The organism is Tsukamurella hominis, from assembly GCF_965137015.1.
GTDB lineage: Bacteria > Actinomycetota > Actinomycetes > Mycobacteriales > Mycobacteriaceae > Tsukamurella > Tsukamurella hominis.
The window spans coordinates 56,417-81,294 of record NZ_CBCRZG010000003.1 but is presented as its reverse complement, the minus strand read 5'-3'; the positions used below and the strand labels follow the sequence as shown (position 1 = coordinate 81,294).

Below are 24,878 nucleotides of genomic sequence, written 5' to 3'. Positions count from 1 at the left end.
GGTGCACCTGAACCTGTCCGCGCCCTCTCAGCTCGACATCGTGAGGCGCTCAGGCGATCACGCCGCGGATCGCCGCCTCCACCGCGGCCTCGGCGAGCGGCCACTGCTGATCGCCGGGTAGGTGGTGCAGCGGCCCGCGCAGGGCCATCTCGGCGAAGCCGTGGACCATCGACCAACAGGACCACGTGGCTGACCGTCGGGCCTCGGGGCGCAGCAGGTCCGCGTGCACCAGGAGGTCCAGGGCCTCCGACAGCGCGACGTACGGCGGGATCCCGCTGAGCGACTCCGGGTCCGGCGCCTCGTCGCCGAAGAAGCACACCGAGAACCAGCCCGGCTCGGCCAGCGCGAAGGCGATGTAGCCGAGCCCCACGGCTCGCAGGCGCTCGACGGGGCCTTGGCCGGGGCTCACGGGCATCGCGTCGGCCATGCGCTGCTGGATCGCGGCGCTCACGGCCCGCAGCAGCGCGAGGCGGTCGGGGAAATGGCGGTACGCGGCGTTGGGGCTGACCCCCACGCGGCGGGTGACCTCGCGGATGGTCAGCGCCGACGGTCCGCCGGCGCGCGTGACCTCGAGACCCGCGTCGACCAGCGCCTGTGCCAGGTCACCGTGGTGGTACGCCATGCCCTTGTGTCCCCCGTCCGCCAAGTGTACGGTGTGAACATAACAGATGTGGACGCTGTGAACATGCCAGGAGGCGCGATGACCACCAGCACGACGCCCGAGCCGGTCCTGCACCCGGAGTTCAGCAGCCCCGGCGCCCTCGCCACGTCGTGGGCGGAGGTCGCCGCGGCGCTCGACGGTGCCGAGATGTTCCGGCTCAGCACCGTCCGCGCGGACGGGAGGCCGCACGTGTGCCCCCTGCCTGCGATGTGGCTCGACGGCGCGTTGTACTTCGTGACCGGCTGGGAGGAGCAGAAGGCGCGGAACCTCGTGCACGATCCGCGCTGCGTCCTCACGACGGGGACCGACGCGTACCGCAGCGGACTCGACGTCGTCGTCGAGGGCCGCGCCGAGCGTTGTACCGATCGCGCCGTGCTCGAGACGCTCGCGCGGATGTGGCGCGACCGGCTGGATTGGCCCTACGACGTCGACGACGACGGCTTCCGCCACCACGCCGACGGGCTAGCGCCCAACCCCGACGCGGCCTCGCTCCCCGTCTTCCGCGTGCGCCCCGACAAGATCCTGTCGTTCTCCCGCGGCGCGCACTTCGCGCAGACCCGCTTCCGGCCCTGAGCGCCGCCACGTCCGCCCCGAGACTTCCACCCCGAGAGAGGAACCCGTCATGACCGCCATCCCACCCGTCGTCGACCGCGAGACCTGGCAGAAGGAACTCGACGCGCTGCGCATCCGCGAGAAGGCCGCGACCCGCGAGCTCGACGCCATCGCCGCACAGCGGCGCGCCCTGCCCGCCGTGGAGCTGCCGGAGTACCGGCTGACCGCCGAGGACGGCAGCACCGTCACCCTCGCCGAGGTCTTCGACGGTGCGAGCCAGCTCATCACCTATCACCACATGTGGACCGACGGGAACGAGTGGCAGTGCCCGGGGTGCACGGGCGTGACCTCGCAGTACACCCGGACCGACTTCCTGGGGAACTGGGACGCGCGGATGGTCGTGATCACCAACGGACCGATGGACGAGATCCTCGCCTACAAGAAGCGCGTCGGGAACACGATGACCTGGTACTCGTCGGCCGGCTCCGACTTCGGGGCCGAGGTGGGTGCGCCTCCCGGTGGTGGCTTCGCGTACAACACCTTCGTCCGCGACGGCGAGAAGGTCTACCACGTGTGGCAGACCTTCAGCCGCGGTGCGGAACAGGTGTCTTACACCTTCGGCCTGCTCGACGTGCTGCCCTACGGGCGCCAGGAGGAGTGGCAGGACGCCCCCGACGGCTGGCCGCAGGGGCCGACCTACTCGCGCTGGGCGTCGTCGAAGCAGTTCGCCGAATGGTACGGCGAGAACGCCTCCTGAACAGTGCGTTCGCCCTCCGGATAAATCCGTTGCCGACGCCTCGGAGCGGGCGTAGCGTCGAAGACGTCAACGGAAAGGAGGTGATCCAAGAAATGGTGAATTTCAGGATCAAGGAGGTGGCTGACCGCTAGGCGGCCACCCGCCTGGAATACGGCAGGCCCCGGGAGCGCGTGATGTTCACGCACCCGGGGCCTGTTGCGTTCTCGACTATCCCGCGTAGCGGTTGAGCTTGGCGCTCAGGCGGGGGATGAGCTCGCCGTCGGCGTCGATGCGCTCCTCGACGTAGGCGAGCGCGCCACCCTGCTCGACGAGGCCGTACAGCCGCTTGGCGGCGCCGGCGAGCGGCGAGGTCTTGGAGCGGATCACCACGTCGGCCTCGAGCTCCCACGCGGTCTGGGAGACGGGCTTGCCGTAGTACAGCTCGACGATGCCGCTGGCGTGGGTGACGACGAACTCGATCTCGTCGTCCTCGCCGATGCGCCAGAAGCCGGCCTCGCGCAGGTCGGGTTCGGAGAACTCGCCCTTGTCGTCCAGCTTCCAGGACCGCGCCTCCCAGGAGAGGAAGTTCTGACCGTCGTGGCTGACGACGATCTGCTGGCCGAAGTGGTAGTCGCCGGAGGCGTCGTGGCCCTCGCCCTCGCCGCGCCACACGCCGACGAGGGGGAGCAGGCCGAGCAGGCCGGAGTGCAGGTCCGGGCCCTGCCGCAGGTTCGCCGTGTCGTCGGCGAGCGGCAGCCCGGGGAGGTTCGAGATGTTGCGCGACGACGTGGTCTCGGCGCGCTCGATCGCCGCGTCCAGCGCCTCCTGGCCGGTGCCGGCGGAGGGGGAGGCGTCGGGGGTGGCCTCGTCGCTCACGGCGGCTTACTGACCGTCGGTGAGGACGCGGTACATCACGAAGATCGCGAACGCGAAGATCGCGACCGACGCCACCGCCATGAGGATCTCGAAGAAGATGACCATGGCCTCGATACTAACCCCCGGCTCGTGGGCGCTCGCAACCGCACGAGTCCCGGTGGTGGAAGGCTGTGGGCAATCTCTCGACCCGCCGCGGACCGTCGAAACCCCCGATCCGTTCGACGAGCAGGTCGACGCACCGCCGGCCGATGGCCTCGACGTCCTGGGCCGCCGCAGTGAGGCCGGGGGAGAACAGGTCGGACCACTCGAAGTCGTCGTAGGCGACCAGGGCCACGTCGTCGGGAACGCGCAGGTCCAGCTCGCGCAGGGCTCGCATCGCGCCCACCGTCATCTCGTTGTTGAGGACGACGAGCGCGGTGGGCCGCGGCGCCCGCGCGCGGAACATGGCCAGGGTCTGGATGCGGGCCTCGTCGGCGCGGGAGTCGCCGCAGCGCACGTGCCGGGGCGCGGCGCGCAGCCCGGCGACGTCCATGGCGCGGACGAAGCCCTCGATCCGCTCCTCCGTGGACTGGATGCCGGGGCGGCCGGTGAGGACGCCGATGCGCCGGTGCCCGAGCTCGGCGAGGTGGGCGGTGAGCCGGACGACGGGTTCGGCGCCCTCGGACGCCACCTGGTCGACGTCGGCGGGGGAGAGCCGGTCGATGAGCACCAGGGGCGTCCCCGCCGCCTGGACGGTCGGGATGGTCCTCTCCTCGGATCCCGGCGACGGCGCCATGATCAGCCCGTCCACGCGGCGGTCGAGCAGCGAGCCGACGAGACGGTGCTCGATCTCGGTGTCGTCGTGGGAGTCGCCCATCATCAGCGTGTAGCCGAGCTCGCTCGCGCGCGACTCGATCGCGCGCATGAGAGGGCCGAAGTAGGGGTTGCGTCCGGCGGCGATGCTCAGCGCGAGGACGCCGGATCGCGACGTCGCGAGCGCGGCCGCCAGGGCGTTCCGCCGATAGCCCGTGGCCGCGATCGCCGCGAGTACCGCATCGCGAGTACGGGGGTCCACGCGCCGCGTCTCGTTGATGACGTGGGAGACGGTGCTGATCGATACGCCGGCGGCGGCGGCGACGTCGGCCATGTTTCCCATCGGCCCAGTCTGCCCGCCGCGGAAACGGCCGCGCAAGCGTTTGCGCAAACCCTTGCGGGGTCTTCAGCAGCGGGTATAGCGTCGCAACCATTCGCCAGTCATGTGATCCACAACACAGTCGAACGGAGTCCTCATGTCGAATCGGAAGAGCCTGCGCATCGCGGCGGTGTGCTGCGCCCTCACGGTCAGCCTCACCTCGGTGGCCGCCTGCAACCGCGACGGCGGTTCGTCGGGCGACGTGAAGGTCGGCCTGATCACCAAGACCGATACGAACCCGTTCTTCGTGAAGATCCGCGAGGCCGCCAAGAAACAGGCCGACGCGAAGGGTGCGAGCCTGGTCGCGCTCGCCGGCAAGTTCGACGGGGACAACGAGGGCCAGGTCGCCGCGATCGAGAACCTGGTCAGCCAGGGGGTCAAGGGCATCCTCATCACCCCGAACTCGTCCACCGGCATCCTCGCGGCGATCAAGAAGGCCCGCGATGCGGGCGTCGTCGTCATCGCCCTCGACACCGCGACCGACCCGGAGAGCGCCGTGGACGCCACCTTCGCCACCGACAACAAGGAGGCCGGTCGCCTCCAGGGTGCGTGGGTCAAGGGCGCGCTCGCCGGCAAGCCGGCGAAGCTGCTCATGCTCGACGGCACCCCGGGCAGCACCGTCTCCGAGTTCCGTCACCAGGGCTTCCTGCAGGGCATCGGGCTCGCGGAGAACGCGCCCGAGGTGGCGGGCAAGGAGACCACGAACGGCGACCAGACCAAGGCGCAGACGGCGATGGAGAACCTGCTGCAGCGCGTCCCGGACGCCAACGCGCTCTACACGATCAACGAGCCCGCCGCGGCCGGCGGCTACGAGGCGGCGAAGAAGGCGGGCAAGGCGGCGCAGCTCGCGATCGGCTCGATCGACGGCAGCTGCACGGGCGTGGACAACGTGAAGAAGGGCGTCATCGGCGCCACCGTGCTGCAGTTCCCGGCGAAGATGGCCGAGCAGGGTGTGGACGCCGTGGTCGCCTTCGCCAAGGACGGCACCAAGCCGACCGGGTTCACCAACACGGGATCCCAGCTGGTGACGGACAAGCCGGTCGCGGGCGTCGAATCGAAGGACACCGCGTGGGGCGCGCAGAACTGCTGGGGGCAGGCGTGAGCCTGGCCCGACCGTCCCTGGCGAGCGTCCTGCGGGAACCCCTCGCAGGGCCGCTCGCCGCCCTCGTCGTCGCCTGCGTGGTCTTCTTCATCCTCACCCCGCAGTTCGCGACGGGCTACAACATCTCGCTGATCCTGCAGCAGTCCATGGTGATCGGGATCCTCGCCGTCGCCCAGTCACTCATCATCCTCACCGCGGGCATCGACCTGTCCATCGGCGCGACGTGCGTGCTCGGCACCGTCGTCCTGGCGAAGGTGGCGGGCACCGACCCGATCCTGGCGATGGTGGCCGCCCTCGGCGTCTGCCTCCTCATCGGCGCGGTCAACGGGGCGCTCGTGACCCTGCTCAAGCTGCCGCCGTTCATCGTCACGCTCGGCATGTTCACCATCGTGGCGGCGGCGACCCAGCTGTACGCGGGCTCGCAGACCTACCGCGTGGCCGACGGCCCGCTCACCTTCCTGGGCAAGGGGTTCGACGTCGCGGGCTTCCCGCTCACGCTCGGCCTGCTCGCCCTGCTCGTGGTGTACGCCGCCGCCTGGTACGTGCTCAACCGCACCGCCACGGGGCGGCACGTCTACGCGGTGGGCGGCAACCCCGTCTCCGCGTCGCTCGCCGGCATCAAGACCTCCAAGACGGTCTTCGGCGTCTACCTGGTGTCCGGACTCATCGCCGCGATCGCGGCGTGGGCGGCGCTCGGCCGCATTCCCACGGCGGACCCGAACGCCTTCCAGACGGCCAATCTCGACACCATCACGGCGGTCGTGATCGGCGGCACCAGCCTGTTCGGCGGCCGCGGCTCGGTGCTCGGCACGCTGGTCGGCGCGCTCATCGTCGGCGTGCTGCGCAACGGGCTCACGCTGGTGGGGATCGACAACCTGTACCAGAACATCGCGACAGGCGTCCTCGTCATCGCCGCCGTCACGCTGGACCAGATCTCCCGCAGGAGGCTGCAGTGACCACCGCCGACCGCACGCCGGTGCTCCAGGCCCGCGGCCTGGTGAAGAACTACGGACAGGTCCGGGCCATCGCCGGCGCGGACTTCGAGCTGCGGGCGGGCGAGGTGCTCGCGGTGATCGGCGACAACGGCGCCGGCAAGTCCAGCCTCATCAAGGCCCTCTCCGGGGCGCTCGTCCCGAGCGAGGGCGAGATCCTGCTCGACGGTGAGCCGGTCCACTTCCGCAGCACCCTGGACGCCCGCAACGCGGGCATCGAGACCGTGTACCAGGACCTCGCGGTGATCCCCGCCCTCGACATCGCCGCCAACGTCTACCTGGGGAGGGAGATCCGCAGGCCCGGCGTCCTCGGCTCGGTCTTCCGGCAGCTCGACCGGCGGGCCATGCGCGACGCCGCGGCCGAGTACCTCGCGGACCTGAAGATCGGCATCACGTCGCCGACGCAGGCGGTGGAGACCCTCTCCGGTGGGCAGCGGCAGGGCGTCGCGGTGGTGCGCGCCGCCGCCTTCGGCAAGAAGGTGATCATCATGGACGAGCCCACCGCCGCCCTCGGCGTCCGCGAATCCGGCCAGGTCATCGACCTCATCCGGCAGATCCGGGACCGGGGCACGCCGGTGATCCTCATCAGTCACGACATGCCGCACGTCTTCGAGGTGGCCGACCGCATTCACGTGCACCGGCTCGGCCGTCGCGCCGCCGTCGTGGATCCGAAGCAGCGCAGCATGTCCGAGGTGGTGGCGCTGATGACGGGTGCGCTGGCGCCGACCGACGAGGAGGCGGCGGGTGGCCCCTAGCGGCGGCCTTCCGCGCGGCCTCTTCGTGGGGCTCGCCACCGTCGACGTGATCTCCCGCGTCGACGAATCGCCGCCCCGCAACGGGAAGGTCACCGCGGTCCGGCAGGACGTCTCCGGCGGCGGCCCCGCCCTGAACGCCGCGGCGGTCTTCGCCGCCCTCGGCGGGCGCGCCGTGCTCGCTGCGCCGGTCGGCGACACCGCCCTCGGCCGTCTCGTGCGCGAGGACCTCGCCGCGTGCGGGGTCGAGCTCCTCGACCTCGCCCCACCGGGTTTCGCGCCGCCCGTCTCGTCGGTCGCGGTCCACGCCTCGTCGGGCGACCGGCAGGTGGTCTCCTTCGACGGTTCCGGCTACCCCGATGCCGTGCCTCCCCTCCACGCGCGGGGTTTCGACGTGGTGCTGCTCGACGGGCACGGCCCCGCCGCCGCGCGGTCCGCGATGCGCAGCGCCGTAGCCGGGGGCGTCACGACGATCCTCGACGCCGGGCGCTGGCGCCCCGTCTACGCTGATCTGCTCCCGCTCGCCGGGCACGCCGTCTGTTCCGCGGACTTCGTCCTGCCCGAGGATGTTCCGACGCCGCCGGTCCTCGCCGTGACCGACGGTGCCGGGCCGATCCACTACCGCGACCACGGGGCCGAGGGCACCGTCGACGTCCCCGCGGTGCCGGTGGTCGATACGCTCGGGGCGGGCGACGTGCTGCACGGCGCGTACGCCTTCGCGATCGCGCGGGGCGAGGCGGTCGCCGACGCACTGCGCTTCGCGGCGGTTCACGCCTCCGCGAAGTGCCGATACCCGGGGGTGAGGGCGTGGCTGGCGACGCTGTGACGGACGAGCTGCTCGCTCGCGCACGGGAACTGATCGCCCGACCGGGCCGCGCTCTGCTCGGCATCGCCGGGGCGCCCGCGTCCGGCAAGTCGACGTTCGCCGAGCAGCTGGTGGCCGCGCTCGGCGACAACGCGGTGCTGGTCCCCATGGACGGTTTCCACCTCGACGACGCCGTCCTGCGCCGGCACGACAGTTGGGAGCGCAAGGGCGCGATCGACACCTTCGACGACGCGGGCTTCGCCGAGCTGCTGCACCGCCTGCGCGCGGCCGACGGCACCGTCTACGCCCCGCGGTTCGACCGCGCACTCGAGGCCTCGATCGGCGGCGCCATCGAGGTGGCGCCGGACGTCCCGCTCGTGGTCACCGAGGGCAATTACCTGCTCGCCGAGTCCGGCGCGTGGCCCCGCGCCCGTGCCGCGCTCGACGAGGTGTGGTTCCTGCGCATCGACCCCGCCTTGCGTCGTCAGCGACTCATCGAGCGGCACATGCGGTTCGGCCGCGGCCCCGAGGAGGCACGCGCTCGCGCCGACGGCACCGACGAGGCCAACGCCCGGCTCATCGAGGGCACGGCGCGGCGCGCGGACCGCATCGTCGCCGGGGCGTAGCGGCGGGCTCAGCCCTCCATGCCGGTCTCGCGGAGGGTGAGGTTGATCCGACCCGTTTCCAGGCCGCAGCCGGGCGGCGCCGTCCCGGGCTGGACGGCGGTCACGCCGTGGAAGGCCAGCCGGGACGGGCCGCCGAAGACCACGAGATCGCCGGATGCGAGCGTCACGTCCGCGTAGGGGCGGTTCCGGTTCTCCGTGTTGCCGAGCCGGAAGGTGCAGCTGTCGCCGATCGACAGGGAGACCACCGGCGCGCGGGAGATCTCGTCCTTGTCCTGGTGCATGCCCATGCGGGCCTGTTCGTCGTAGAAGTTCACCAGCGCGGTGTCGGGCGTGTACCGCTCGACCTCGTCGGCGTCGTGCCCCGTGTCGGCGAGCGCGCTCCGGCCGGCCCGCACCAGCCAGTCCGGGAAGGGCAGCACGCGAGCGCCGTTCACGTCCGTCGCGTCCCGCGAGTAGCGGTAGGGCTGCCAGTGCCAGCCCAGGCACACCGTGCGCACCGACATCGGGTGCCCGCGCACCGTCGCCGCGCGGATCGGCACCGGCCCGGTCGCCCACTCCCGGAACCGGCGGACGATCCATTCCTGCTGCGCGAGGTCGAGCCAGCCGCGGATCAGGTACGCGCCCGGCGCGAGGTCGACTACGGCTCGGTCGGGCGGGAACAACATGTCGGAGCCCATGTCACGCCGCGTCGTGGAAGACCAGGGCCAGCGTGTGCCGCTCGCCGGAGCGGACCGTCGAGACGCCGTGCCGCACGGGGGCCGCGGACCAGCCCCGCGCGGAGCGGACCGGGCGGTCGCGGGTGGTGAAGACGAAGCCGTGCCCGCGCGGCAGCGCGAAGGACGTGCCGCGGGACTGGGCGCGGGGCCGCTGCTCGAGCAGCAGGAACTCGCCGCCCTCGTGGTCCATACCGGGATCGTTGAGCGCGATCACCACCTGCAGCGGGAAGACGAGGTCGCCGTAGAGGTCCCGGTGCAGCGCGTTCCAGTCGCCGGCGCCGTACTTCAGCAGGATCGCCGTCGACTTCCGCTGCCCCGCCTCGTGGCACATCGCTAGCCACTCGTCGAGGTCGTCGGGCCACGGCGCCTCGCGGCCCAGCCGCTCCCACCAGCGTCGCGCGATCGGCAGCAGGTGCGGATACAGCGCGTGCTTGAGCTCCTCGATCGGCTCCGGATACGGCCGGTCGAAGTAGCGGTACTCCCCGGCGCCGAACCGGTACCGCTCCATGTCGATCGTGCTGCGGAACAACTGGTCCCGCCCGTACAGCTCCCGCAGTTCGACGGTGCGCTCGTCGGACAGCAGACGGGGCAGCAGCGCCCCGCCCACCGCGTCGAGCTCGGCGGCGACGGCGTCCCAGTCGGCGGAGTCGATCGCGCTCATGCGGCCGACTCCAGTTCCAGCAGGGCGGCTTTCGCCTCCACGCCGCCGACGTACTGCCCGATGCCGCCGTCGGACTTCACGACGCGGTGGCACGGAACCACCACGGGCAGGGGGTTCGTGGCGCAGGCAGTGCCGACGGCGCGGACCGCCGCCGGGCTGCCGACGAGCTCGGCCACCTGCTTGTAGCTCAGCGTCGTCCCGTAGCCGATGTCGGGCAGCCGGCTCTGCACCAGCTGCCGGAAGCCGTGCGACAGGGCGTGATCGAGCGGCAGGTCGAACGCGGTGCGCGTGCCGGCGAAGTACTCGTCGAGCTCGCGAGCCGTCGCGTCGAGCCGTCGCGGCGCGCGCAGCACCCGCGGGCTCACCTTCTGTGCCAGCGTCTCCAGGACGGCGTCGTGGTCCTCGCGGGCGTAGGCCACCCGGACCAGGCCGCGCTCGGTCGCCGCGAGCAGCAGCCCGCCGACGGGGGAGTCGACGACGGTGTAGGCGATGTCGAGCAGGCCGTCCGCTTCCGCGTTCGCGGTGAGGCGGGCACGGAGCCGGGCGAGGGCGTCGGTATCGGCCGGGGCCGAGAGGGTGTCGGTGATCTTCTCGCTCATGAGAGTTCCTCCCTCGTGCGAGTGGTTCGGAGTTTCTTGAGGCCGTCGGCGGCCGCGCGGCGCGCGGCGTCGACGGTGCCGCCGAGGATCTCGGCGATCTCGGCGTAGGGCAGGTCCGCCGCGTAGCGGTACGCGACGGCCTGCCGCTGCTTGTCCGGCAGGGCCGCCACCGCGACCCAGAGGTCACCGTCGGGTGGGGAGGCGGTGACGGGGCGCTCCGGCACTGCGTCGACCGGCACGGCGCGGCGCTGCGCCGCCCGCACCTGGTCGATCGCCTTGCGGTGCGCGATGGTCACGAGCCAGGCCTCGACGTTGGCCGACTCGGGCAGGTCCGGGTACGCGCGCAGCGCGGAGAGGAATGTCTCCGACCACGCGTCCTCGGCGTCGTGCGGGCCGAGGATCGCGCGGCAGACGCGCAGCACCGTGCCGGCGTGCTCGTCGACGAGGCGCTCGAACGGTGGTTTCACGCCGCCCCCGGGGTGTGGGCGCCCATGCCGGGGAGCCACGGCTCGCCATTGGCGGCGGCCTCGAGGTCGAGCAGGACCCGCTTGCGGTGCAGGCCGCCCGCGTACCCCGTGAGCGTGCCGTTCGACCCGACCACGCGGTGGCACGGGATCAGGACGCACAGCGGATTCGCGCCGACGGCCCGCCCCACGCCCCACGCCGACGTGACGAAGCCGAGCCGCTCCGCGAGGGCGCCGTAGGTCGTGGTGGTGCCGTACGGGATCTCCTGCAGCGCCGCCCAGACGGCCTCCTGGACCTCGTCGCCGGCGGTGGCGAGCGGCAGGTCGAAGCCGCGGCGCTCCCCGGCGAGGTAGGCACGGATCTGATGCGCCGCCTCGTCGAGCAGGACGTCGGTGGCGACGCGCTCCCCGAACGACGATGCCGCCGGCCGGCGGATGTGGTGGCGGAAGTACACGCCGGTCACGGCGCGTCCCTCGGCGACGAGCGTCAGCTCGCCGAGGGTGGTCTCCGCCACGATGTGCCTGGTGCTCATGATCTCTCCTCGTCTCGATCCTGCCCTGTAGACGCCGCGGGCGGGCGGAACGTGAGATCCGGATCTCCAGGAGATGCGAGCGGCTACCCCGTGTAGCCGGGGCGGGCGAGCAGCTCCCGCAGTCCGGCGTCGATGAAGGCCGTGTCGACGGGGTTCTTGCCGCCGCCCGCGAAGTGGCCCCACACGCCGGGGATCACCCGCACGTCGCCGTGCTCGATGAACTGCGAGGCCCAGGCCTCGTCCTCCGGCGGGAAGTAGAGGTCCTTCTCGGCGGGCATCGCCAGCAAGGGGCACCTGATCGAGCGCAGCGCGGCCTCGTGGTCGCCGTCGAACCCGGGGGTGTTGCCGACGTTCCCGGCGTGCCACGTGCCGATCATCGCGATCAGGTTGTTGGGGTCGCGGCCGTCGCGGAAGAACTGCTCCCAGAAGCCGTAGAGGAAGTCGTCGAGCGAGGTGAAGCCCAGCTCGCGCCACGTCTCGTTCCAGTAGAAGGCCTGGGAGAAGCCCCATCCCGAGTAGATCCGGGCGAAGGCGCGCAGGCCCTTGATCGGCGGGCGCGCGGGGTCGTAGTCGCCGTCGGCCCACGTCGCGTCGGCCCGGAGCGCCTCGCGCAGCGACTCGAGGAACACCTGGTTGTGCGGTGCGGTGCGGCTGGAACCGCAGAACGGGGCTGCGCGCTGCACCATCTCGGGGTGGCTCACCGCCCACTGATAGGTCTGGCCCGCGCCCATCGACCAGCCGGTGACCAGCCCGATCGTCGAGATGCCCCACTTCTCGGTGAGCAGGCGGTGCTGGGCCTCGACCTGGTCGTAGAAGGTGACGAGCGGGAAGCGGGCGTGGTCGTACGGCGAGGCGGCGTTCGACGGGGAGGTCGAGAGGCCGTTGCCCAGCATGTTGGGGATGACGATGAAGTACTCGTCCGGGTTCAGCGCCTTGTCAGTGCCCACGAGCCACTCGTTGTCGGTGTGCCAGCCCGAGTACCAGGTGGGGTAGACGATCACGTTCGACTTGTCGGCGTTGAGCGTGCCGAAGGTCTTGTACGCGAGGCGGGCGCCGCGCAGGGTGTGGCCGGACTGCAGCGTGACGTCGCCGAGCTCGAAGTACTCGGCGTCGGAGGGAGCGGGCACGGTGGGACTCCTCGGGTAGCGGATTCGCGACGTAGTACCGAATCGGTACTGACTCTCGACGCTACCCGTCCGATTTCCGCCGGGTAGCGGAAAACGGAAAGGCGCGCACCCGGAATCCGGATGCGCGCCCTTCGCGAGCGATCTCTACTTCGAGATGGTGATGTCCTGGTTGTAGACGCCGTTCGACTCGGGCGAGACCTGGATGTCGCCGTTGCCCACGGAGGACAGGGCGCGCAGCGTCCAGGTGCCCGGCGCCGCGAAGAAGCGGTAGTCGCCGGTGCCCGAGGCCACGACCTCGGCGGTGAACTCGCCGGTGCCGTCGAGCAGGCGCACGAACGCGCCCGCGACGGGGTTACCGGCACCGTCGAGGACCTGACCGGTCAGCACGGTCTCCTTCTCGACATCGACGCCGGCGGGCAGGACCTGGCCCTGCTTGGGTGCTCCACACATGTTGCTCTTCCTTACTTCTCGATCGGGGCGCCCACGAGGGAGCCGTACTCGACCCACGAGCCGTCGTAGTTCTTGACGTTCTTCTTGCCGAGGAGCTCCTGCAGCACGAACCACGTGTGCGAGGAACGCTCGCCGATGCGGCAGTACGCGATGGTCTCCTTGGTGTCGTCGAAGCCCTTCTCGGCGTACAGCGTCGCCAGGTCGTCGTCCGACTTGAAGGTGCCGTCCTCGTTCGCGGTGGTCGACCACGGGATGTTGATCGCGCCGGGGACGTGGCCGCGCTGCTGCGCCTGCTCCTGCGGGAGGTGGGCCGGCGCGGAGATCTTGCCGGAGAACTCGTCGGGCGAACGCACGTCGACAAGGTTCTTCTTGCCGATCGAGTCGATCACCTCGTCGCGGAAGGCGCGCAGCGACAGGTCGACGGGCTTGGCCTGGTAGTTCGTGGCCGGACGGGTCACGGCGTCGGTCGACAGCGGGCGGCCGTCGAGCTCCCACTTCTTGCGGCCACCGTCGAGCAGCTTCACGTCCTGGTGGCCGTACAGCTTGAAGTACCAGTAGGCGTAGGCCGCGAACCAGTTGTTGTTGCCGCCGTAGAGCACCACGGTGTCGTCGTTGCCGATGCCGCGCTCGGAGAGCAGCTTCGAGAAGCCCTCCTGGTCGAGGAAGTCGCGGCGGATCGGATCCTGCAGGTCCTTGCGCCAGTCGAGGCGGACGGCGCCCTTGATGTGGTTGTCGTCGTAGATCGACGTGTCCTCGTCGACCTCGACGAAGACGACACCCGGGGTGTCGAGGTTCTGCTCAGCCCAGTCTGCGGAGACCAGGACGTCGGAGCGAGCCATGAGGATCCCTTTCGTTGATACCTATGGACGTGAAGTGAGAAGCGAGATCGCCACTTCGAAGGGTGCGCGGATGCGCTGGGAGGGCATGGGGATGCACCGAGAATCGGGCACCCGGCCCGGAGGGAGGCGGGACTAGCCCAGACAGCAACAACCGGCCATACGGCACAGATCGACCGCCAGACGGCGGGTGAGCAGCAGCTCACAGCGGTTGCGCATGAGACCGAGAATACCCAACCCGCGCCGTTCCGTCACGGGAGGGTCACGGGACCCTCAGCGGCGCGCGGCGCTCAGGCCAGGGGCCGGTAGAACGCGCCCGGGGTGACGGTCACCCCGTCGGCCTCGCCGAGCAGCACGACATCGGCGTTCTCCGCCCGCGCGCCGGTGGGCGCGATGCCGAAGGGCAGCGCCATCCGCGGCAGCACGCGGGTGAACGCGGCCAGGACCGTCCGGTCCTCGCCCGGCAGCAGGTCGGCCTTCGCGTGGTCCTCGGGCCCCGAGTAGATCCCGGTGGCGCGCACCGAGATCGCGTCGCCCTCGTTCGCGAAGTCCGCGGCGACCGAGATCAGCACGGTGCGCTTCGGCTCGGCGGGGGTGGGCAGCGGGACGGTGCCGGTGAGGACGATGCCCTTCGACGCCTTCACGTAGCCGTCGGCCGGGCTGCCCGCGCCGGCGCGCTTCGGCGCGGGCGTGTGCACCTGCAGGTCGACGATGTCCATGAACCGGCCCACGGCCTTCTGGTCCAGCCGCACGCGCGCCTCAACGTGGCCGGCCGCGATCGGGGTGTCCGGCGCGAACGTCGGCAGTAGGCCACCCGGGATCCGGACGTCGGCCATCTCCGCCTCGATGCGCGCGCTGCGGTCGTGCACCGTCGCGGGCGCGGCGATCGTCAGCTTCGGGTGCGCCCCGCCCGAGGTCAGGTACGGGAAGCCGCCGATCGTCACCTCGGGATCGTCGGAGAGACCCGCGGCCGCCCGCAGCTCGCGCGACAGGCGGTACTCCGCCGTTGCGGCGGAGCCGAGTTCGGCGAGCAGCGCGACCGTGAGGAGCGTCGCTAGGGCGATCAGAACCCGCCTGATCCACGCCCGTCCCTGCCCCTGCGTCACACTCGCACCCTCTCCCTCACGGCGACGCCGTTCCGCACGGCGTCCTGACCACCGCTATTCTGACATTCGACTTTTCGACCGAGACCGCCGCGCACCCGTGGGGAGGGCATGTGGATCTGATCCTGCTCACATCCGACCGGGAGCCGGATACGGTGCTGCCGTCGCTGTCGCTGCTACCGCACACGGTGCGGACGCTGCCCGCCGACGTCTCGTCGCTGCTGGAGGTCGGGCCGGCGGAGGTCGCCCTCGTGGACGCGCGCACCGACCTGGTGACCGCGCGCGGCCTGTGCCGGCTGCTCGGCAGCACGGGCGGGGGCAGGATGGCCGTGGTCGCGGTGCTCACCGAGGGCGGGCTGGTCGCCGCGAGCGCCGACTGGGGCCTCGACGACTTCCTCCTGCCGACGATCGGGCCGGCCGAGATCGACGCCCGGCTCCGGCTCGTCGTCGCGCGCCGCGACGCCGGCGGCGAGGACGAGGTGGCCGACAAGGTCACGCTCGGCGAGTTGGTCATCGACGAGGGCACCTACACCGCCCGCCTGCGCGGCAAGCCGCTCGACCTCACCTACAAGGAGTTCGAGCTGCTCAAGTTCCTCGCGCAGAACGTGGGCCGCGTCTTCACCCGCGCCCAGCTGTTGCAGGAGGTGTGGGGCTACGACTTCTTCGGCGGCACCCGCACCGTCGACGTGCACGTGCGGCGCCTGCGCGCCAAGCTCGGCGCCGAGCACGAGGGCATGATCGGCACGGTCCGTAACGTGGGCTACAAGGCGGTCCGGCCGGTGCGCGGCAAGGGCGAGCGGCCCGTCGAGGACATGGAACCGACGGACGAGGATCTCGAGGAGCTGTAGATGGTCGACGTGGTGCGCGGTCCGGTCGACGATGCCGGGGCGGTGCTCGCGATCGCCGGCGCCGCGGAGGCCGCGGACGGCATCGGCCCGCTCTCGGAGCAGTTCCGCCTCGGCGTCACCGGGGACGGCCCGCACCTCCTCGCCCGTGGCGTGGACGGCGCACCGTCGGGCTACGCCGGGATCGTCGTGCCGCCGGCCGGCGGGCCCGGCGCGGCCGAAGTGGTCGTCGCGCCGTCGGAGCGCCGACGGGGCCTGGGCCGCGCCCTGGTGACCGGGGCCCTCGAGCTCGCGGGGGACGGGGGCACCGTGTGGGCGCACGGCGACCTGCCGGCCGCGCACGCGCTCGCCGCGGACCTCGGCCTCACCGCGGTGCGCACCCTGCTGAACCTGCGGCGGCCGCTCGCCGGGCTGGACCCGGCACCGTCGGCCCCCGCCGGGGTGACCGTGCGGACCTACGCGGGACCGACCGACGACGCCGCGATCCTCGAGGTGAACAACGCCGCCTTCTCCTGGCACCCCGAGCAGGGCGGCTGGACCGGCGAGCAGATCGACGAGCGGACCGGCGCCGACTGGTTCGACCCGGCCGGGCTGTTCCTCGCCGTCGACGAGCAGGACCGGCTGCTGGGGTTCCACTGGACCAAGGTCGCCGACCCGGCCGCGGGGCTGGGCGAGGTGTACATAGTGGCGGTCGCCCCCGCGGGGCAGGGCAAGGGGCTGGGGCGGCTGCTGACCGCCGTCGGGCTCGAGTACCTCGCCGGACGCGGCCTCGCCGAGGTGGAGCTGTACGTGGAGGGCGACAACACGGCGGCGCTCCGCACCTATACCGGCCTGAGTTTTGAGGAACGCGAAAGACACGTCGCGTACGCGCTACGGTAATCCACTCGACCGGGCGAGTTTCCCCTCCGTTCATCCGGGACACCCGATTCGGACACCCGGCCTCCCTATGTTGCTGGATGACACCCGCAGTGCCGGGGTGATCAGTCCTGACTCGACCCGGAGGAATCTCGGTGAACTTCAAGCGTGGATCCGTATCGGCCCTTGCCATGGTGGCCGCCCTGTCCCTGACCCTGAGCGCGTGCGGCGGCGAGGAGTCGAGCGAGGCCGCGGGCAGCTCCGCCGGTGGCGGCTCGGGCGTGCAGTGCGACGGCAAGCTGCAGCTCAAGGGCAGCGGCTCGACGGCGCAGGCCAACGCCATGACCGTCTTCAAGAACACCTTCGCCCAGGACTGCTCCGGCGCGAACGTCGACTACAGCGGCAACGGCTCGGGCCAGGGCATCACCGAGTTCACCTCGGGCCTGACCAACTTCGGCGGCTCCGACTCGCCGCTCAACGCCGACCAGGCGAAGAAGGCCGAGGAGAAGTGCGGGGCCCCCGCCCTGAACCTGCCGCTCGTCTTCGGCCCGATCGCCGTCGCCTACAAGCTCCCCGGCGATGTCTCCGTGAACCTGTCGGCCCCGACCCTGGCGAAGATCTTCAGCGGCGTCGTCACCAAGTGGAACGCCCCCGAGATCGCCGCCGAGAACAAGGGCGCCACGCTGCCCGACCTGCCGATCACCGTCGTCTTCCGCTCCGACGAGTCGGGTACCACCGAGAACTTCCAGAAGTACCTCGGCTCGGCCGCGCCGGCCGAGTGGTCCGCCGACAAGAAGGGCAAGGCCTTCAAGGGCGGCACCGGCCAGGGCGCGAGCGGCAACGCCGCCGTCGCCGCGACCGTGAACAAGGCCGAGGGCACCATCACCTACGCCGAGTGGAGCTTCGCCAAGGCGCAGAAGCTGCAGGTCGCGAACATCATCACCTCCGCCGGCCCCGAGGCCGTGAAGCTGTCGAACGAGTCGGTGGGCAAGACCATCGAGTCGGCGAAGTTCAAGACCCCGGGCAGCAAGGACCTGGTCATCGACACCGAGGGCTTCTACAAGCCCGCGGCGGCCGGCGCCTACCCGATCGTGCTCGCGACCTACGAGATCGTGTGCTCGAAGTACGCGGACGCCGAGGTCGGCAAGGGCCTGAAGACCTTCCTCAAGGTCGCGGCCAGCAAGCAGGCGCAGGACCAGCTCGAGGGCCAGGGCTACGCCCCGATCCCCGAGTCCTTCCGCACCACGCTCAACGAGTCGATCGACTCCATCCAGTAACAGAGGCAGCTGAAGCACCGGGCGTCGTGCGGGCGGCCAGGCACAATGGCACTCGCACGACGTACGGCGCAGCCGGAAGGACGACTTCGCGTGGCGGAACAACGGGGAAACATGGCGACTGAGGATTCGACGGACCGCGACGCGGACGGCGCTGCGAGTGCCGTGGCGACCACTGACGCGGGCACCCGCACCACCTTCGCCGGCGGTCACGACCGCATGGAGAAGATCTTCAAATGGGCGGCGTACGCCTCGGGCGTCCTGCTCGTCGTGGTGATCGCGCTGATCTTCCTGCAGCTCGTGGTGCAGGCGGTCCCGGCGCTCACCAAGAACAACGCCAACTTCCTCACCAGCTCCGAGTGGCAGACGAACCCGTCGAACATGCGGTTCGGCATCCTCGAGCTGCTGAAGATCACGGTCCTCTCGTCGGTGATGGCGCTGATCCTCGCCGTGCCGGTGGCCGTGGGCATCGCCACCTTCCTCGTGCAGTACGTGCCGCAGCGGCTCTCGCGGCCGCTGAGCGCGGTGATCGACCTGCTGGCCGCGGTCCCGTCGATCATCTACGGCCTGTGGGGCATCTTCGTGCTCGCGCCCTTCCTGGTGCCGCTGCAGAAGTGGCTCAACGAGAATCTCGGCTGGTTCTTCCTGTTCAAGACGGGCAACGTCGAACTCTCGCTGGGCTCGACGGTGTTCACCGCCGGCATCGTGCTCGCCATCATGATCCTGCCGATCATCACGTCGATCACGCGCGAGGCGCTGCGGCAGACCCCCGTCGCGCACCAGGAGGCCGCGCTGGCCCTGGGCGCCACCAAGTGGGAGGTCATCCGCCTCACCGTCTTCCCCTACGGCCGGTCCGGCATCGTCGCCGGCTCGATGCTGGCCCTGGGCCGCGCGCTCGGCGAGACCATCGCGGTGCTCATCATCCTGTTCGCCGCCACCAAGACCTCCATCTGGTCGCTGTTCGACAGCGGCTACACCTTTGCTTCGAAGATCGCCTCCGCCGCCGCTGAGTTCGACAACGTCGACCAGCGCGGCGCCTACATCGCCGCCGGCCTCGTGCTGTTCGTGCTCACCTTCGTGGTGAACGCGGTCGCCCGCTGGATCGGCGGGGGACGGGTGAACGGATGACCGCCACCGAGCTCGACGACGTCGCCAAGAGCGGCACCGTCTTCCACCGCACGTCGACCGCGCGCCGGATCAAGAACAACGCCGCCGCGATCATCTTCGGTGCCTGCTTCCTGCTGGCCCTCGCGCCGCTGGTCTCGCTGCTGTACATGGTGATCGCCAACGGCCTGCCCGCGATCCTCGAACCCGAGTGGTGGACCAAGTCGATGGTCCGCGTCGCGCCCGACTCCTACGCCGGCGGCATCCGCCACGCCCTGTACGGCACGCTCGTGCAGGCCGGCATCGCGGCGCTGTTCTCCGTGCCGATCGGTGTGATGGTGGGCATCTACCTCGTCGAGTACGCCGAGGGCACGCGCCTGGGCAAGATCACCACCTTCATGGTCGACGTGCTCGCCGGCATCCCGTCGATCGTCGCGACGTTGTTCATCTTCGGCATCTGGATCACCACCTTCGGCATGCCGCAGTCCGCCTTCGCGGTGAGCCTCGCGCTGATCCTGCTCATGGTGCCCGTCGTCGTGCGCTCCACCGAGGAGATGCTCAAGCTCGTGCCGAACGAGTTGCGCGAGGCCTCCTACGCGCTGGGCGTGCCCAAGTGGAAGACCATCGTGCGGATCGTGCTCCCGACGGCCGCGTCCGGCATGGTCTCCGGCGTCTTCCTCGCCATCGCCCGCGTCGTCGGCGAGACCGCGCCCGTGCTGCTGCTCGTGGGCATCAGCGACCGGATGAACTACGACCTCTTCAACGGCAACATGTCGTCGCTGCCGCTGTTCATCTACGACCAGTACCGCAACAACCCCGGCGCCGTCGGCGAGTACCGGGCGTGGGGCGCCGCCCTCACCCTGGTGATCCTCGTGGGCATCGCGAGCGGCCTGGCCGCCCTCATGTCCCGGCTGCTCGCCCCCAAGACGAAGTAAGTACAAGGAGATCAGTCATGGCGAAGCGCCTGGACATCAAGGACCTGAACATCTACTACGGCGCGTTCCACGCCGTGCAGGACGTCTCGCTGACGGTGCCGCCGAACTCCGTCACGGCGTTCATCGGGCCGTCCGGCTGCGGCAAGTCGACGGTGCTCCGGTCGATCAACCGCATGCACGAGGTGACCCCCGGCGCCCGCGTCGACGGGCACATCACCCTCGACGGTGCCGACATCTACGGCACCGGCGTCGACCCGGTGGGCGTGCGCAAGACCATCGGCATGGTCTTCCAGCGGCCCAACCCGTTCCCCACCATGTCGATCCGCGACAACGTCGTGGCCGGGCTCAAGCTGCAGGGCATCCGCAGCAAGTCCAAGCTCGACGAGGTCGCCGAGCAGTCGCTGCGCGGCGCGAACCTCTGGGGCGAGGTCAAGGACCGCCTGAACAAGCCCGGCGGCGGACTCTCCGGCGGCCAGCAGCAGCGCCTGTGCATCGCGCGCGCGATCGCGGTCAGCCCCGACGTGCTGCTCATGGACGAGCCCTGCTCGGCGCTCGACCCGATCTCGACCCTCGCCATCGAGGACCTGATCGGCGAGCTCAAGCAGAAGTACACGATCGTCATCGTCACGCACAACATGCAGCAGGCGGCCCGCGTCTCCGACCAGACCGCGTTCTTCAACCTCGAGGCCACCGGCAAGCCTGGCAGGCTCATCGAGATCAACCCGACCGAGAAGATGTTCTCCAACCCGGACGAGCAGGCCACCGAGGACTACATCTCGGGCCGCTTCGGCTGACGGGTCACACCGACACGGCGTTGTCGGATATCGGCCGTATCCTATGGGGATGACATCGCAGCCCCCGACCGGCGACCGGTACAGCACCGTGCTGCCCGGCGACCGCGTGGTGGCCCGCGCGCACGAGCGGCTCCTGTTCGTGGACGCGCCGGCCGTCGGCGGGCCCGCTGCGGTCGCGGAACTGCGCGCGGCGCTGGAGGTCGACGGTGACATCGCCCCGGCCCTCAGCGCCATCACCGGCCCGCCCTTCGCCGTGGTCGAGCTGCGGGACGGCACGGCCCGGGCGTTGCTGCGCGGCGTCGCGGGCGCGGACGCCGAGCTCGCGATCACCCTCGCCATCTTCCCGTCCGCCGCGGCGGCCACGCCCGGTCACGTGCTGCACGCCGGCGCCGACTTCGCGGAGCGCGTCGCGCCTCTGGCCCCGGGCTCGGTGGTCACCGTCACCGTCGGGCCGCCGCCCCCGCCCGCCCCCGTGTGCGGGCCCGGCGCACTCCGCTTCGACGACGGTGCCGTGCCCGGCGCGGGCGTCGTGCTGTGGTCGGAGGCGTCCGTGCGGCCCGACGCGGAGGGCGAGATCGCGACCGACGTCTTCCCCGCCGACGCGCCCACCAACGAGGAACCCACCGGCGTGAGCCCGCTCTTCGCGGCCACCGACTACGAGGTGGACGTCGGCGACGTGAGCGCCGCCGTGGCGGCCGGGCCCACGGTCGAGGGCCGGCGCTGCGCCTTCGGGCACCTCAACGCGCCCGTCGCCGCGTACTGCACCCGCTGCGGCGCCCTCGTCGATCGACGGGCTCCGTTGGAGAGCGGCCCGCGGCCGCCGCTGGGGCTGCTCGTCGCCGACGACGGCACCGCCTTCGTCGTGGAGAACGACATGGTGATCGGCCGCGACCCCGCCGCCTTCGTCGCGCAGCGCTCGGGGCGGTCGCAGGGCGGTACCGGGCGGCTCGCGCCCGTCGTCCTGCCGGACCGTACCGGCGCCCTGTCGCGCGCGCACCTGGAGATCCGGATCGACGGCTGGCAGGTGCTCGCCGTCGACGTGGGCTCGGCGAACGGCACCTGGGTGCGGCCGCCCGGCGCGCCGCAGCCCCTGCGCCTGCCGCCGGGCCAGCCGGTGCCCCTCGGCGTGGGGTCCGACATCCACCTCGGCGGCCGCATCCTGCAGCTGCAGGACGGCGTGGGTGCCTGAGCGCGGGCCCGGCCTGACCCCGGACAGCGCAACGGCCGCCCCGGAGGGCGGCCGTGCGGGGGCGTGGACCTACTTGGAGATGTCCGCGGTGGGCTCGGGGCTGCCGGTGGCCTGGAAGATCACGCGGCGGCCGATCTCCACGGCGTGGTCGGCGAAGCGCTCGTAGTAGCGGCCCAGCAGCGTCACGTCGACGGCGGCGGCGACGCCGTGCTTCCACTCGCGGTCCATGAGCACGGTGAACAGGTGCCGGTGCAGGTCGTCCATCGCGTCGTCCTGCTCCTCGATCTCCGCGGCTTGCTTCGGGTCCTGGGTGACCAGGACCTCGCGGGCGGAGTTCGCGAGCTCGACCGCGAGACGGCCCATCTCGGCGAAGTAGCCGTTGACCTCCTCGGGGAGGGTCTTGTTCGGGAAGCGGCGGCGGGTCACCTTCGCGACGTGCAGGGCGAGCGCGCCCATCCGGTCGACGTCGGCCACGATCTGGAAGCCGGAGACCACGACGCGCAGGTCGCTGGCGACGGGCGCCTGCAGCGCGAGGAGGGAGAACGCCTCCTCCTCGGCGCGGCGGCTGAGCCGAACGATCTCGTCGTGCTCGGTGATGACCTCCTCGGCGAGCGCGAGGTCGGCCTGGAGCAGCGAGTTGGTCGCCTTCTCCATGGCGATACCCGACTTGTCGCAGATATCACCGAGGATGTCGTTGAAAGCAGCCATCTGCTGGATGTACGCATTACGCATGTGCGCAGTATATCGGCCTTTTCATACACGACCGCAGCGTTGGATGAACGACGGGTGAACGACGGTTAACCGCCGCTCGTCTCCTCCTCGGCGCCCGGCATCGCCGCGGCGTCGGACTCCCACGGATCGTCGAGCCAGCCCTCCGGGAGCACCACCTTGCCGGGCGTGCCCTGGCGGCCGCGGGGGCCCTCGGCGTCTTTCGGGAAGGGCACGTCGTGGGGCAGGGTGTCCAGCAGTGCGCGCAGGTCGGCGAGGGTCTTGACGGTCGCGAGCCGCGTCCGCAGTTCGCCGCCCGCGGGGAAGCCGCGCAGGTACCAGGCGACGTGCTTGCGGATCTCCCGCATGCCCTTGTCCTCGCCGTGGTGCGCGGCGAGGAGCTCGCCGTGGCGGTACATGATGTCGGTGACCTCGCCCAGGTGCGGCGGGACGGGCATCGGGGTGCCGTTGATCGCGGCCGAGAGCTCGGAGAACAGCCAGGGGCGGCCGAGGCAGCCGCGGCCCACGACGACGCCGTCGCAGCCGGTGCGCTCCAACATGGTCACGGCGTCCTCGGCGGCGAAGATGTCGCCGTTGCCGAGCACCGGGACGGTGTCGCCGAAGTGGTGGTGCACGTGGTCCTTGAGCCGCGCGATCTCGTCCCAGTCGGCCTGGCCCGAGTAGCGCTGCGCGGCGGTGCGGGCGTGCAGCGCGACGGCGACCGCGCCCTGCTCGGCGGCGATCCGGCCGGCGTCGAGGTGGGTGTGGTGCTCGTCGTCGATACCGACGCGGAACTTCACCGTCACCGGGATCTCGGGGGAGCCCGCGGGGGAGCCGTCGGCGATGCCGCGGACCGCCGCGTCGACGATGCTCGCGAACAGGTTCCGCTTGTAGGGCAGCGCGGAGCCGCCGCCGCGGCGGGTGACCTTGGGGACGGGGCAACCGAAGTTCATGTCGAGGTGGTCGGCGAGGCCCTCCTCGGCGATCATCCGCGCGGCCTCGTAGGTCCACTTCGCGTCGACGGTGTAGAGCTGCAGGCTGCGCGGGTCCTCGTCGGGGGCGAAGGTGGTCATGTGCATCGTGACCGGGTGCCGCTCGACGAGCGCTCGGGCCGTGACCATCTCGCACACGTACAGCCCCGCGACGGTGCCGGTGCGCGCGCGCTCCAGCTCGCGGCAGAGGCTGCGGAAGGCCACATTGGTGACGCCGGCCATCGGCGCGAGCACGACGGGGGAGTCGAGCTCGAACCGCCCGATGCGCAGCTTGGGCTGCGTCGTGGTGGCTGTGGTCATCAGTGCTCTCCCGTGGTCGTTCATTCCATGATCGCTGGCGGCGGCCGGTTCCGGCAAACCGCGGCGGTCCCGAACGAGAAGAACCCGCCGGGCCTCGGCGAGGCGCGACGGGTTCCGGTGTGCGTCGGTACTAGACGGCCAGGCCGGCCTTCTCGCGCTTCGCGGCCTCGCGGGCCAGCGAGCGGTCGCGCATCTCCTCGAACTTCACGGCCGCGGCCTCGAGCTCGTCGAGGAAGGCCGCGAGCTCCTCGCGGGTGCGCTCGCCCTCGGGGCCGAAGTCCTCGCGCTCGAAGATCTTCCACTTGCGCAGGACGGGCATGACGACCTCGTCCTTGTGCTGGCGCAGGTCGTAGATGCCGTGCTTGGCCATGAGGACGCCGTTGCGGCGGAAGTCGGGCATGCCGGCGCCGGGCATCTCGAAGTGCTTGATGGTGTCGGTGATCGACCGGATCGCCTGGTCGGGGACCAGGTCCAGGCCGGCCGCCGAGATGTTGCGGTAGAAGATCATGTGCAGGTTCTCGTCCGCCGCGATGCGCTGGAGCATCTTGTCGGCGATGGGGTCCTGGCAGACCTTGCCGGTGTTGCGGTGGCTGACGCGGGTGGCGAGCTCCTGGAAGGTCACGTACGCCACCGAGTGCAGCATCGTCATCTTCTGCTCGGTGTGCTGCGCGACCTTGCCCTGGGGGTCCCAGCCGTTGGTCATGTGGATCATGCGGGCCTGCTCGAGCTTCACCGGGTCGACCCCGCGGGTGACGACGAGGTAGTCGCGCATGGCGATGCCGTGGCGGTTCTCCTCGGAGGTCCAGCGGCCGACCCAGTGGCCCCAGGCGTCGTCCATGGAGAAGTTCGCGGCGATCTCCCGGTGGTAGGTCGGGAGGTTGTCCTCGGTGAGGAGGTTCGTGATCATGGCGGCCTTGGCCACCTCGTCGAGCTGGCTCTCCTCGGGGTCGTAGTCCGACCCGCCCAGGGCGGCGTAGTTCTTGCCGTCCGACCACGGGATGTAGTCGTGGGGGCTCCAGTCCTTCGTCATCGAGAGATGGCGGTTGACGTTGTCCTCGGCGACACCGGAGAGCTCCTGCAGGAGCTCCAGCTGGGTCAGTTGGCGGGTCGACATCATTCC

Annotated in this window: 30 protein-coding genes; 14 read left to right on the top strand and 16 right to left on the bottom strand. The window is 71.0% G+C overall.

What is annotated here, in order from left to right:
* Positions 1–49: 49 nt before the first annotated feature.
* Entirely contained in the window at positions 50–646 is a 597-nt protein-coding gene (locus ACM9LD_RS05150; protein WP_415675686.1) for a TetR/AcrR family transcriptional regulator, read from the bottom strand.
* 54 nt (positions 647–700) lie between these two features.
* On the opposite strand from ACM9LD_RS05150, the gene ACM9LD_RS05145 reads away from it, so the two are divergent.
* Both ACM9LD_RS05145 and ACM9LD_RS05140 read left to right on the top strand, forming a co-directional pair.
* Positions 701–1,234: a pyridoxamine 5'-phosphate oxidase family protein gene (locus tag ACM9LD_RS05145; protein ID WP_415675685.1), complete on the top strand. Its 534-nt coding sequence runs from the start codon at positions 701–703 to the stop codon at positions 1,232–1,234.
* A 49-nt stretch (positions 1,235–1,283) separates the two neighbouring features.
* Positions 1,284–1,970: a DUF899 family protein gene (locus ACM9LD_RS05140; protein ID WP_415675684.1), complete on the top strand. Its 687-nt coding sequence runs from the start codon at positions 1,284–1,286 to the stop codon at positions 1,968–1,970.
* A 207-nt stretch (positions 1,971–2,177) separates the two neighbouring features.
* On the opposite strand, the gene ACM9LD_RS05135 is transcribed toward ACM9LD_RS05140, so the two are convergent.
* A complete protein-coding gene (locus ACM9LD_RS05135; RefSeq protein WP_415675683.1) occupies positions 2,178–2,825 on the bottom strand; it encodes a heme-binding beta-barrel domain-containing protein in 648 nt (215 codons plus the stop codon).
* Positions 2,826–2,940: 115 nt separating this feature from the next.
* Complete coding sequence (locus ACM9LD_RS05130) at positions 2,941–3,960, bottom strand: LacI family DNA-binding transcriptional regulator (protein ID WP_415675682.1); 1,020 nt, start codon at positions 3,958–3,960, stop codon at positions 2,941–2,943.
* Positions 3,961–4,093: 133 nt separating this feature from the next.
* On the opposite strand from ACM9LD_RS05130, the gene ACM9LD_RS05125 reads away from it, so the two are divergent.
* The 5 genes from ACM9LD_RS05125 to ACM9LD_RS05105 are packed head-to-tail and all read left to right on the top strand — an operon-like array spanning position 4,094 to position 8,273.
* Positions 4,094–5,098 (top strand): substrate-binding domain-containing protein, encoded by a 1,005-nt coding sequence (locus ACM9LD_RS05125; RefSeq protein WP_415675681.1) that lies wholly within the window; start codon positions 4,094–4,096, stop codon positions 5,096–5,098.
* The gene (locus ACM9LD_RS05120) at positions 5,065–6,054 is read left to right on the top strand and encodes an ABC transporter permease (RefSeq protein ID WP_415675680.1); all 990 of its coding nucleotides are present in this window, start codon (positions 5,065–5,067) and stop codon (positions 6,052–6,054) included. The genes ACM9LD_RS05125 and ACM9LD_RS05120 overlap by 34 nt, the downstream gene beginning before the upstream one ends.
* A complete protein-coding gene (locus ACM9LD_RS05115; RefSeq protein ID WP_415675679.1) occupies positions 6,051–6,845 on the top strand; it encodes an ATP-binding cassette domain-containing protein in 795 nt (264 codons plus the stop codon). Before ACM9LD_RS05120 ends, ACM9LD_RS05115 begins: the two co-directional genes overlap by 4 nt.
* Positions 6,835–7,668 (top strand): PfkB family carbohydrate kinase, encoded by an 834-nt coding sequence (locus ACM9LD_RS05110; RefSeq protein ID WP_415675678.1) that lies wholly within the window; start codon positions 6,835–6,837, stop codon positions 7,666–7,668. The genes ACM9LD_RS05115 and ACM9LD_RS05110 overlap by 11 nt, the downstream gene beginning before the upstream one ends.
* Positions 7,650–8,273 carry a nucleoside/nucleotide kinase family protein gene (locus ACM9LD_RS05105; RefSeq protein ID WP_415675677.1) on the top strand — a complete coding sequence of 208 codons (624 nt, stop codon included), beginning with the start codon at positions 7,650–7,652 and terminating at the stop codon, positions 8,271–8,273. Before ACM9LD_RS05110 ends, ACM9LD_RS05105 begins: the two co-directional genes overlap by 19 nt.
* Before the next feature lie 8 nt (positions 8,274–8,281).
* Here the strand turns inward: ACM9LD_RS05105 and ACM9LD_RS05100 are convergent, their stop codons facing one another.
* The 10 genes from ACM9LD_RS05100 to ACM9LD_RS05055 all read right to left on the bottom strand — a co-directional run bounded on the left by ACM9LD_RS05100 (position 8,282) and on the right by ACM9LD_RS05055 (position 14,765).
* Positions 8,282–8,950 carry an alpha-ketoglutarate-dependent dioxygenase AlkB family protein gene (locus ACM9LD_RS05100; RefSeq protein WP_415675676.1) on the bottom strand — a complete coding sequence of 223 codons (669 nt, stop codon included), beginning with the start codon at positions 8,948–8,950 and terminating at the stop codon, positions 8,282–8,284.
* Between the two features lies 1 nt (position 8,951).
* Entirely contained in the window at positions 8,952–9,650 is a 699-nt protein-coding gene (locus ACM9LD_RS05095) for a 2OG-Fe(II) oxygenase (RefSeq protein ID WP_415675675.1), read from the bottom strand.
* Entirely contained in the window at positions 9,647–10,249 is a 603-nt protein-coding gene (locus ACM9LD_RS05090; RefSeq protein ID WP_415675674.1) for a methylated-DNA--[protein]-cysteine S-methyltransferase, read from the bottom strand. The genes ACM9LD_RS05095 and ACM9LD_RS05090 overlap by 4 nt, the downstream gene beginning before the upstream one ends.
* The gene (locus ACM9LD_RS05085) at positions 10,246–10,716 is read right to left on the bottom strand and encodes an RNA polymerase sigma factor (RefSeq protein ID WP_415675673.1); all 471 of its coding nucleotides are present in this window, start codon (positions 10,714–10,716) and stop codon (positions 10,246–10,248) included. The genes ACM9LD_RS05090 and ACM9LD_RS05085 overlap by 4 nt, the downstream gene beginning before the upstream one ends.
* Entirely contained in the window at positions 10,713–11,246 is a 534-nt protein-coding gene (locus ACM9LD_RS05080; RefSeq protein WP_415675672.1) for a methylated-DNA--[protein]-cysteine S-methyltransferase, read from the bottom strand. The genes ACM9LD_RS05085 and ACM9LD_RS05080 overlap by 4 nt, the downstream gene beginning before the upstream one ends.
* A gap of 83 nt (positions 11,247–11,329) precedes the next feature.
* The gene (locus ACM9LD_RS05075) at positions 11,330–12,373 is read right to left on the bottom strand and encodes an alpha/beta fold hydrolase (RefSeq protein WP_415675671.1); all 1,044 of its coding nucleotides are present in this window, start codon (positions 12,371–12,373) and stop codon (positions 11,330–11,332) included.
* Positions 12,374–12,517: 144 nt separating this feature from the next.
* Positions 12,518–12,823 carry a DUF1416 domain-containing protein gene (locus tag ACM9LD_RS05070; protein WP_415675670.1) on the bottom strand — a complete coding sequence of 102 codons (306 nt, stop codon included), beginning with the start codon at positions 12,821–12,823 and terminating at the stop codon, positions 12,518–12,520.
* Positions 12,824–12,834: 11 nt separating this feature from the next.
* Positions 12,835–13,662, bottom strand: coding sequence for a sulfurtransferase (locus ACM9LD_RS05065; RefSeq protein ID WP_415675669.1), 828 nt, complete (start codon positions 13,660–13,662; stop codon positions 12,835–12,837).
* Positions 13,663–13,794: 132 nt separating this feature from the next.
* On the bottom strand, positions 13,795–13,878 hold the full coding sequence (locus tag ACM9LD_RS05060; RefSeq protein WP_369123335.1) for a putative leader peptide: 84 nt from the start codon (positions 13,876–13,878) through the stop codon (positions 13,795–13,797).
* Positions 13,879–13,949: 71 nt separating this feature from the next.
* Positions 13,950–14,765 (bottom strand): LmeA family phospholipid-binding protein, encoded by an 816-nt coding sequence (locus tag ACM9LD_RS05055; RefSeq protein ID WP_415675668.1) that lies wholly within the window; start codon positions 14,763–14,765, stop codon positions 13,950–13,952.
* A 110-nt stretch (positions 14,766–14,875) separates the two neighbouring features.
* Between ACM9LD_RS05055 and ACM9LD_RS05050 the strand changes: the two genes are divergently transcribed.
* The 7 genes from ACM9LD_RS05050 to ACM9LD_RS05020 all read left to right on the top strand — a co-directional run bounded on the left by ACM9LD_RS05050 (position 14,876) and on the right by ACM9LD_RS05020 (position 21,758).
* Positions 14,876–15,610, top strand: a complete 735-nt coding sequence (locus ACM9LD_RS05050; protein ID WP_415675667.1) for a winged helix-turn-helix domain-containing protein — start codon at positions 14,876–14,878, stop codon at positions 15,608–15,610.
* Complete coding sequence (gene mshD / locus ACM9LD_RS05045; RefSeq protein WP_415675666.1) at positions 15,611–16,486, top strand: mycothiol synthase; 876 nt, start codon at positions 15,611–15,613, stop codon at positions 16,484–16,486. It begins immediately after the preceding gene.
* Positions 16,487–16,653: 167 nt separating this feature from the next.
* Positions 16,654–17,739: a phosphate ABC transporter substrate-binding protein PstS gene (gene pstS / locus ACM9LD_RS05040; protein ID WP_415675956.1), complete on the top strand. Its 1,086-nt coding sequence runs from the start codon at positions 16,654–16,656 to the stop codon at positions 17,737–17,739.
* A 216-nt stretch (positions 17,740–17,955) separates the two neighbouring features.
* The gene (pstC, locus tag ACM9LD_RS05035) at positions 17,956–18,864 is read left to right on the top strand and encodes a phosphate ABC transporter permease subunit PstC (RefSeq protein ID WP_415675955.1); all 909 of its coding nucleotides are present in this window, start codon (positions 17,956–17,958) and stop codon (positions 18,862–18,864) included.
* A complete protein-coding gene (pstA, locus tag ACM9LD_RS05030; RefSeq protein ID WP_415675665.1) occupies positions 18,861–19,775 on the top strand; it encodes a phosphate ABC transporter permease PstA in 915 nt (304 codons plus the stop codon). The genes pstC and pstA overlap by 4 nt, the downstream gene beginning before the upstream one ends.
* 17 nt (positions 19,776–19,792) lie before the next feature.
* Positions 19,793–20,569 carry a phosphate ABC transporter ATP-binding protein PstB gene (pstB, locus tag ACM9LD_RS05025; protein WP_415675664.1) on the top strand — a complete coding sequence of 259 codons (777 nt, stop codon included), beginning with the start codon at positions 19,793–19,795 and terminating at the stop codon, positions 20,567–20,569.
* Between the two features lie 49 nt (positions 20,570–20,618).
* Positions 20,619–21,758: an FHA domain-containing protein gene (locus tag ACM9LD_RS05020; protein ID WP_415675663.1), complete on the top strand. Its 1,140-nt coding sequence runs from the start codon at positions 20,619–20,621 to the stop codon at positions 21,756–21,758.
* Between the two features lie 69 nt (positions 21,759–21,827).
* Here the strand turns inward: ACM9LD_RS05020 and phoU are convergent, their stop codons facing one another.
* From phoU to ACM9LD_RS05005, 3 genes are all read right to left on the bottom strand, one after another.
* Entirely contained in the window at positions 21,828–22,490 is a 663-nt protein-coding gene (gene phoU / locus ACM9LD_RS05015) for a phosphate signaling complex protein PhoU (RefSeq protein ID WP_212553810.1), read from the bottom strand.
* A gap of 65 nt (positions 22,491–22,555) precedes the next feature.
* Positions 22,556–23,758, bottom strand: coding sequence for a tRNA dihydrouridine synthase DusB (gene dusB / locus ACM9LD_RS05010; protein WP_415675662.1), 1,203 nt, complete (start codon positions 23,756–23,758; stop codon positions 22,556–22,558).
* Between the two features lie 130 nt (positions 23,759–23,888).
* Positions 23,889–24,875, bottom strand: coding sequence for an acyl-ACP desaturase (locus ACM9LD_RS05005; protein ID WP_415675661.1), 987 nt, complete (start codon positions 24,873–24,875; stop codon positions 23,889–23,891).
* Positions 24,876–24,878: the final 3 nt, after the last annotated feature.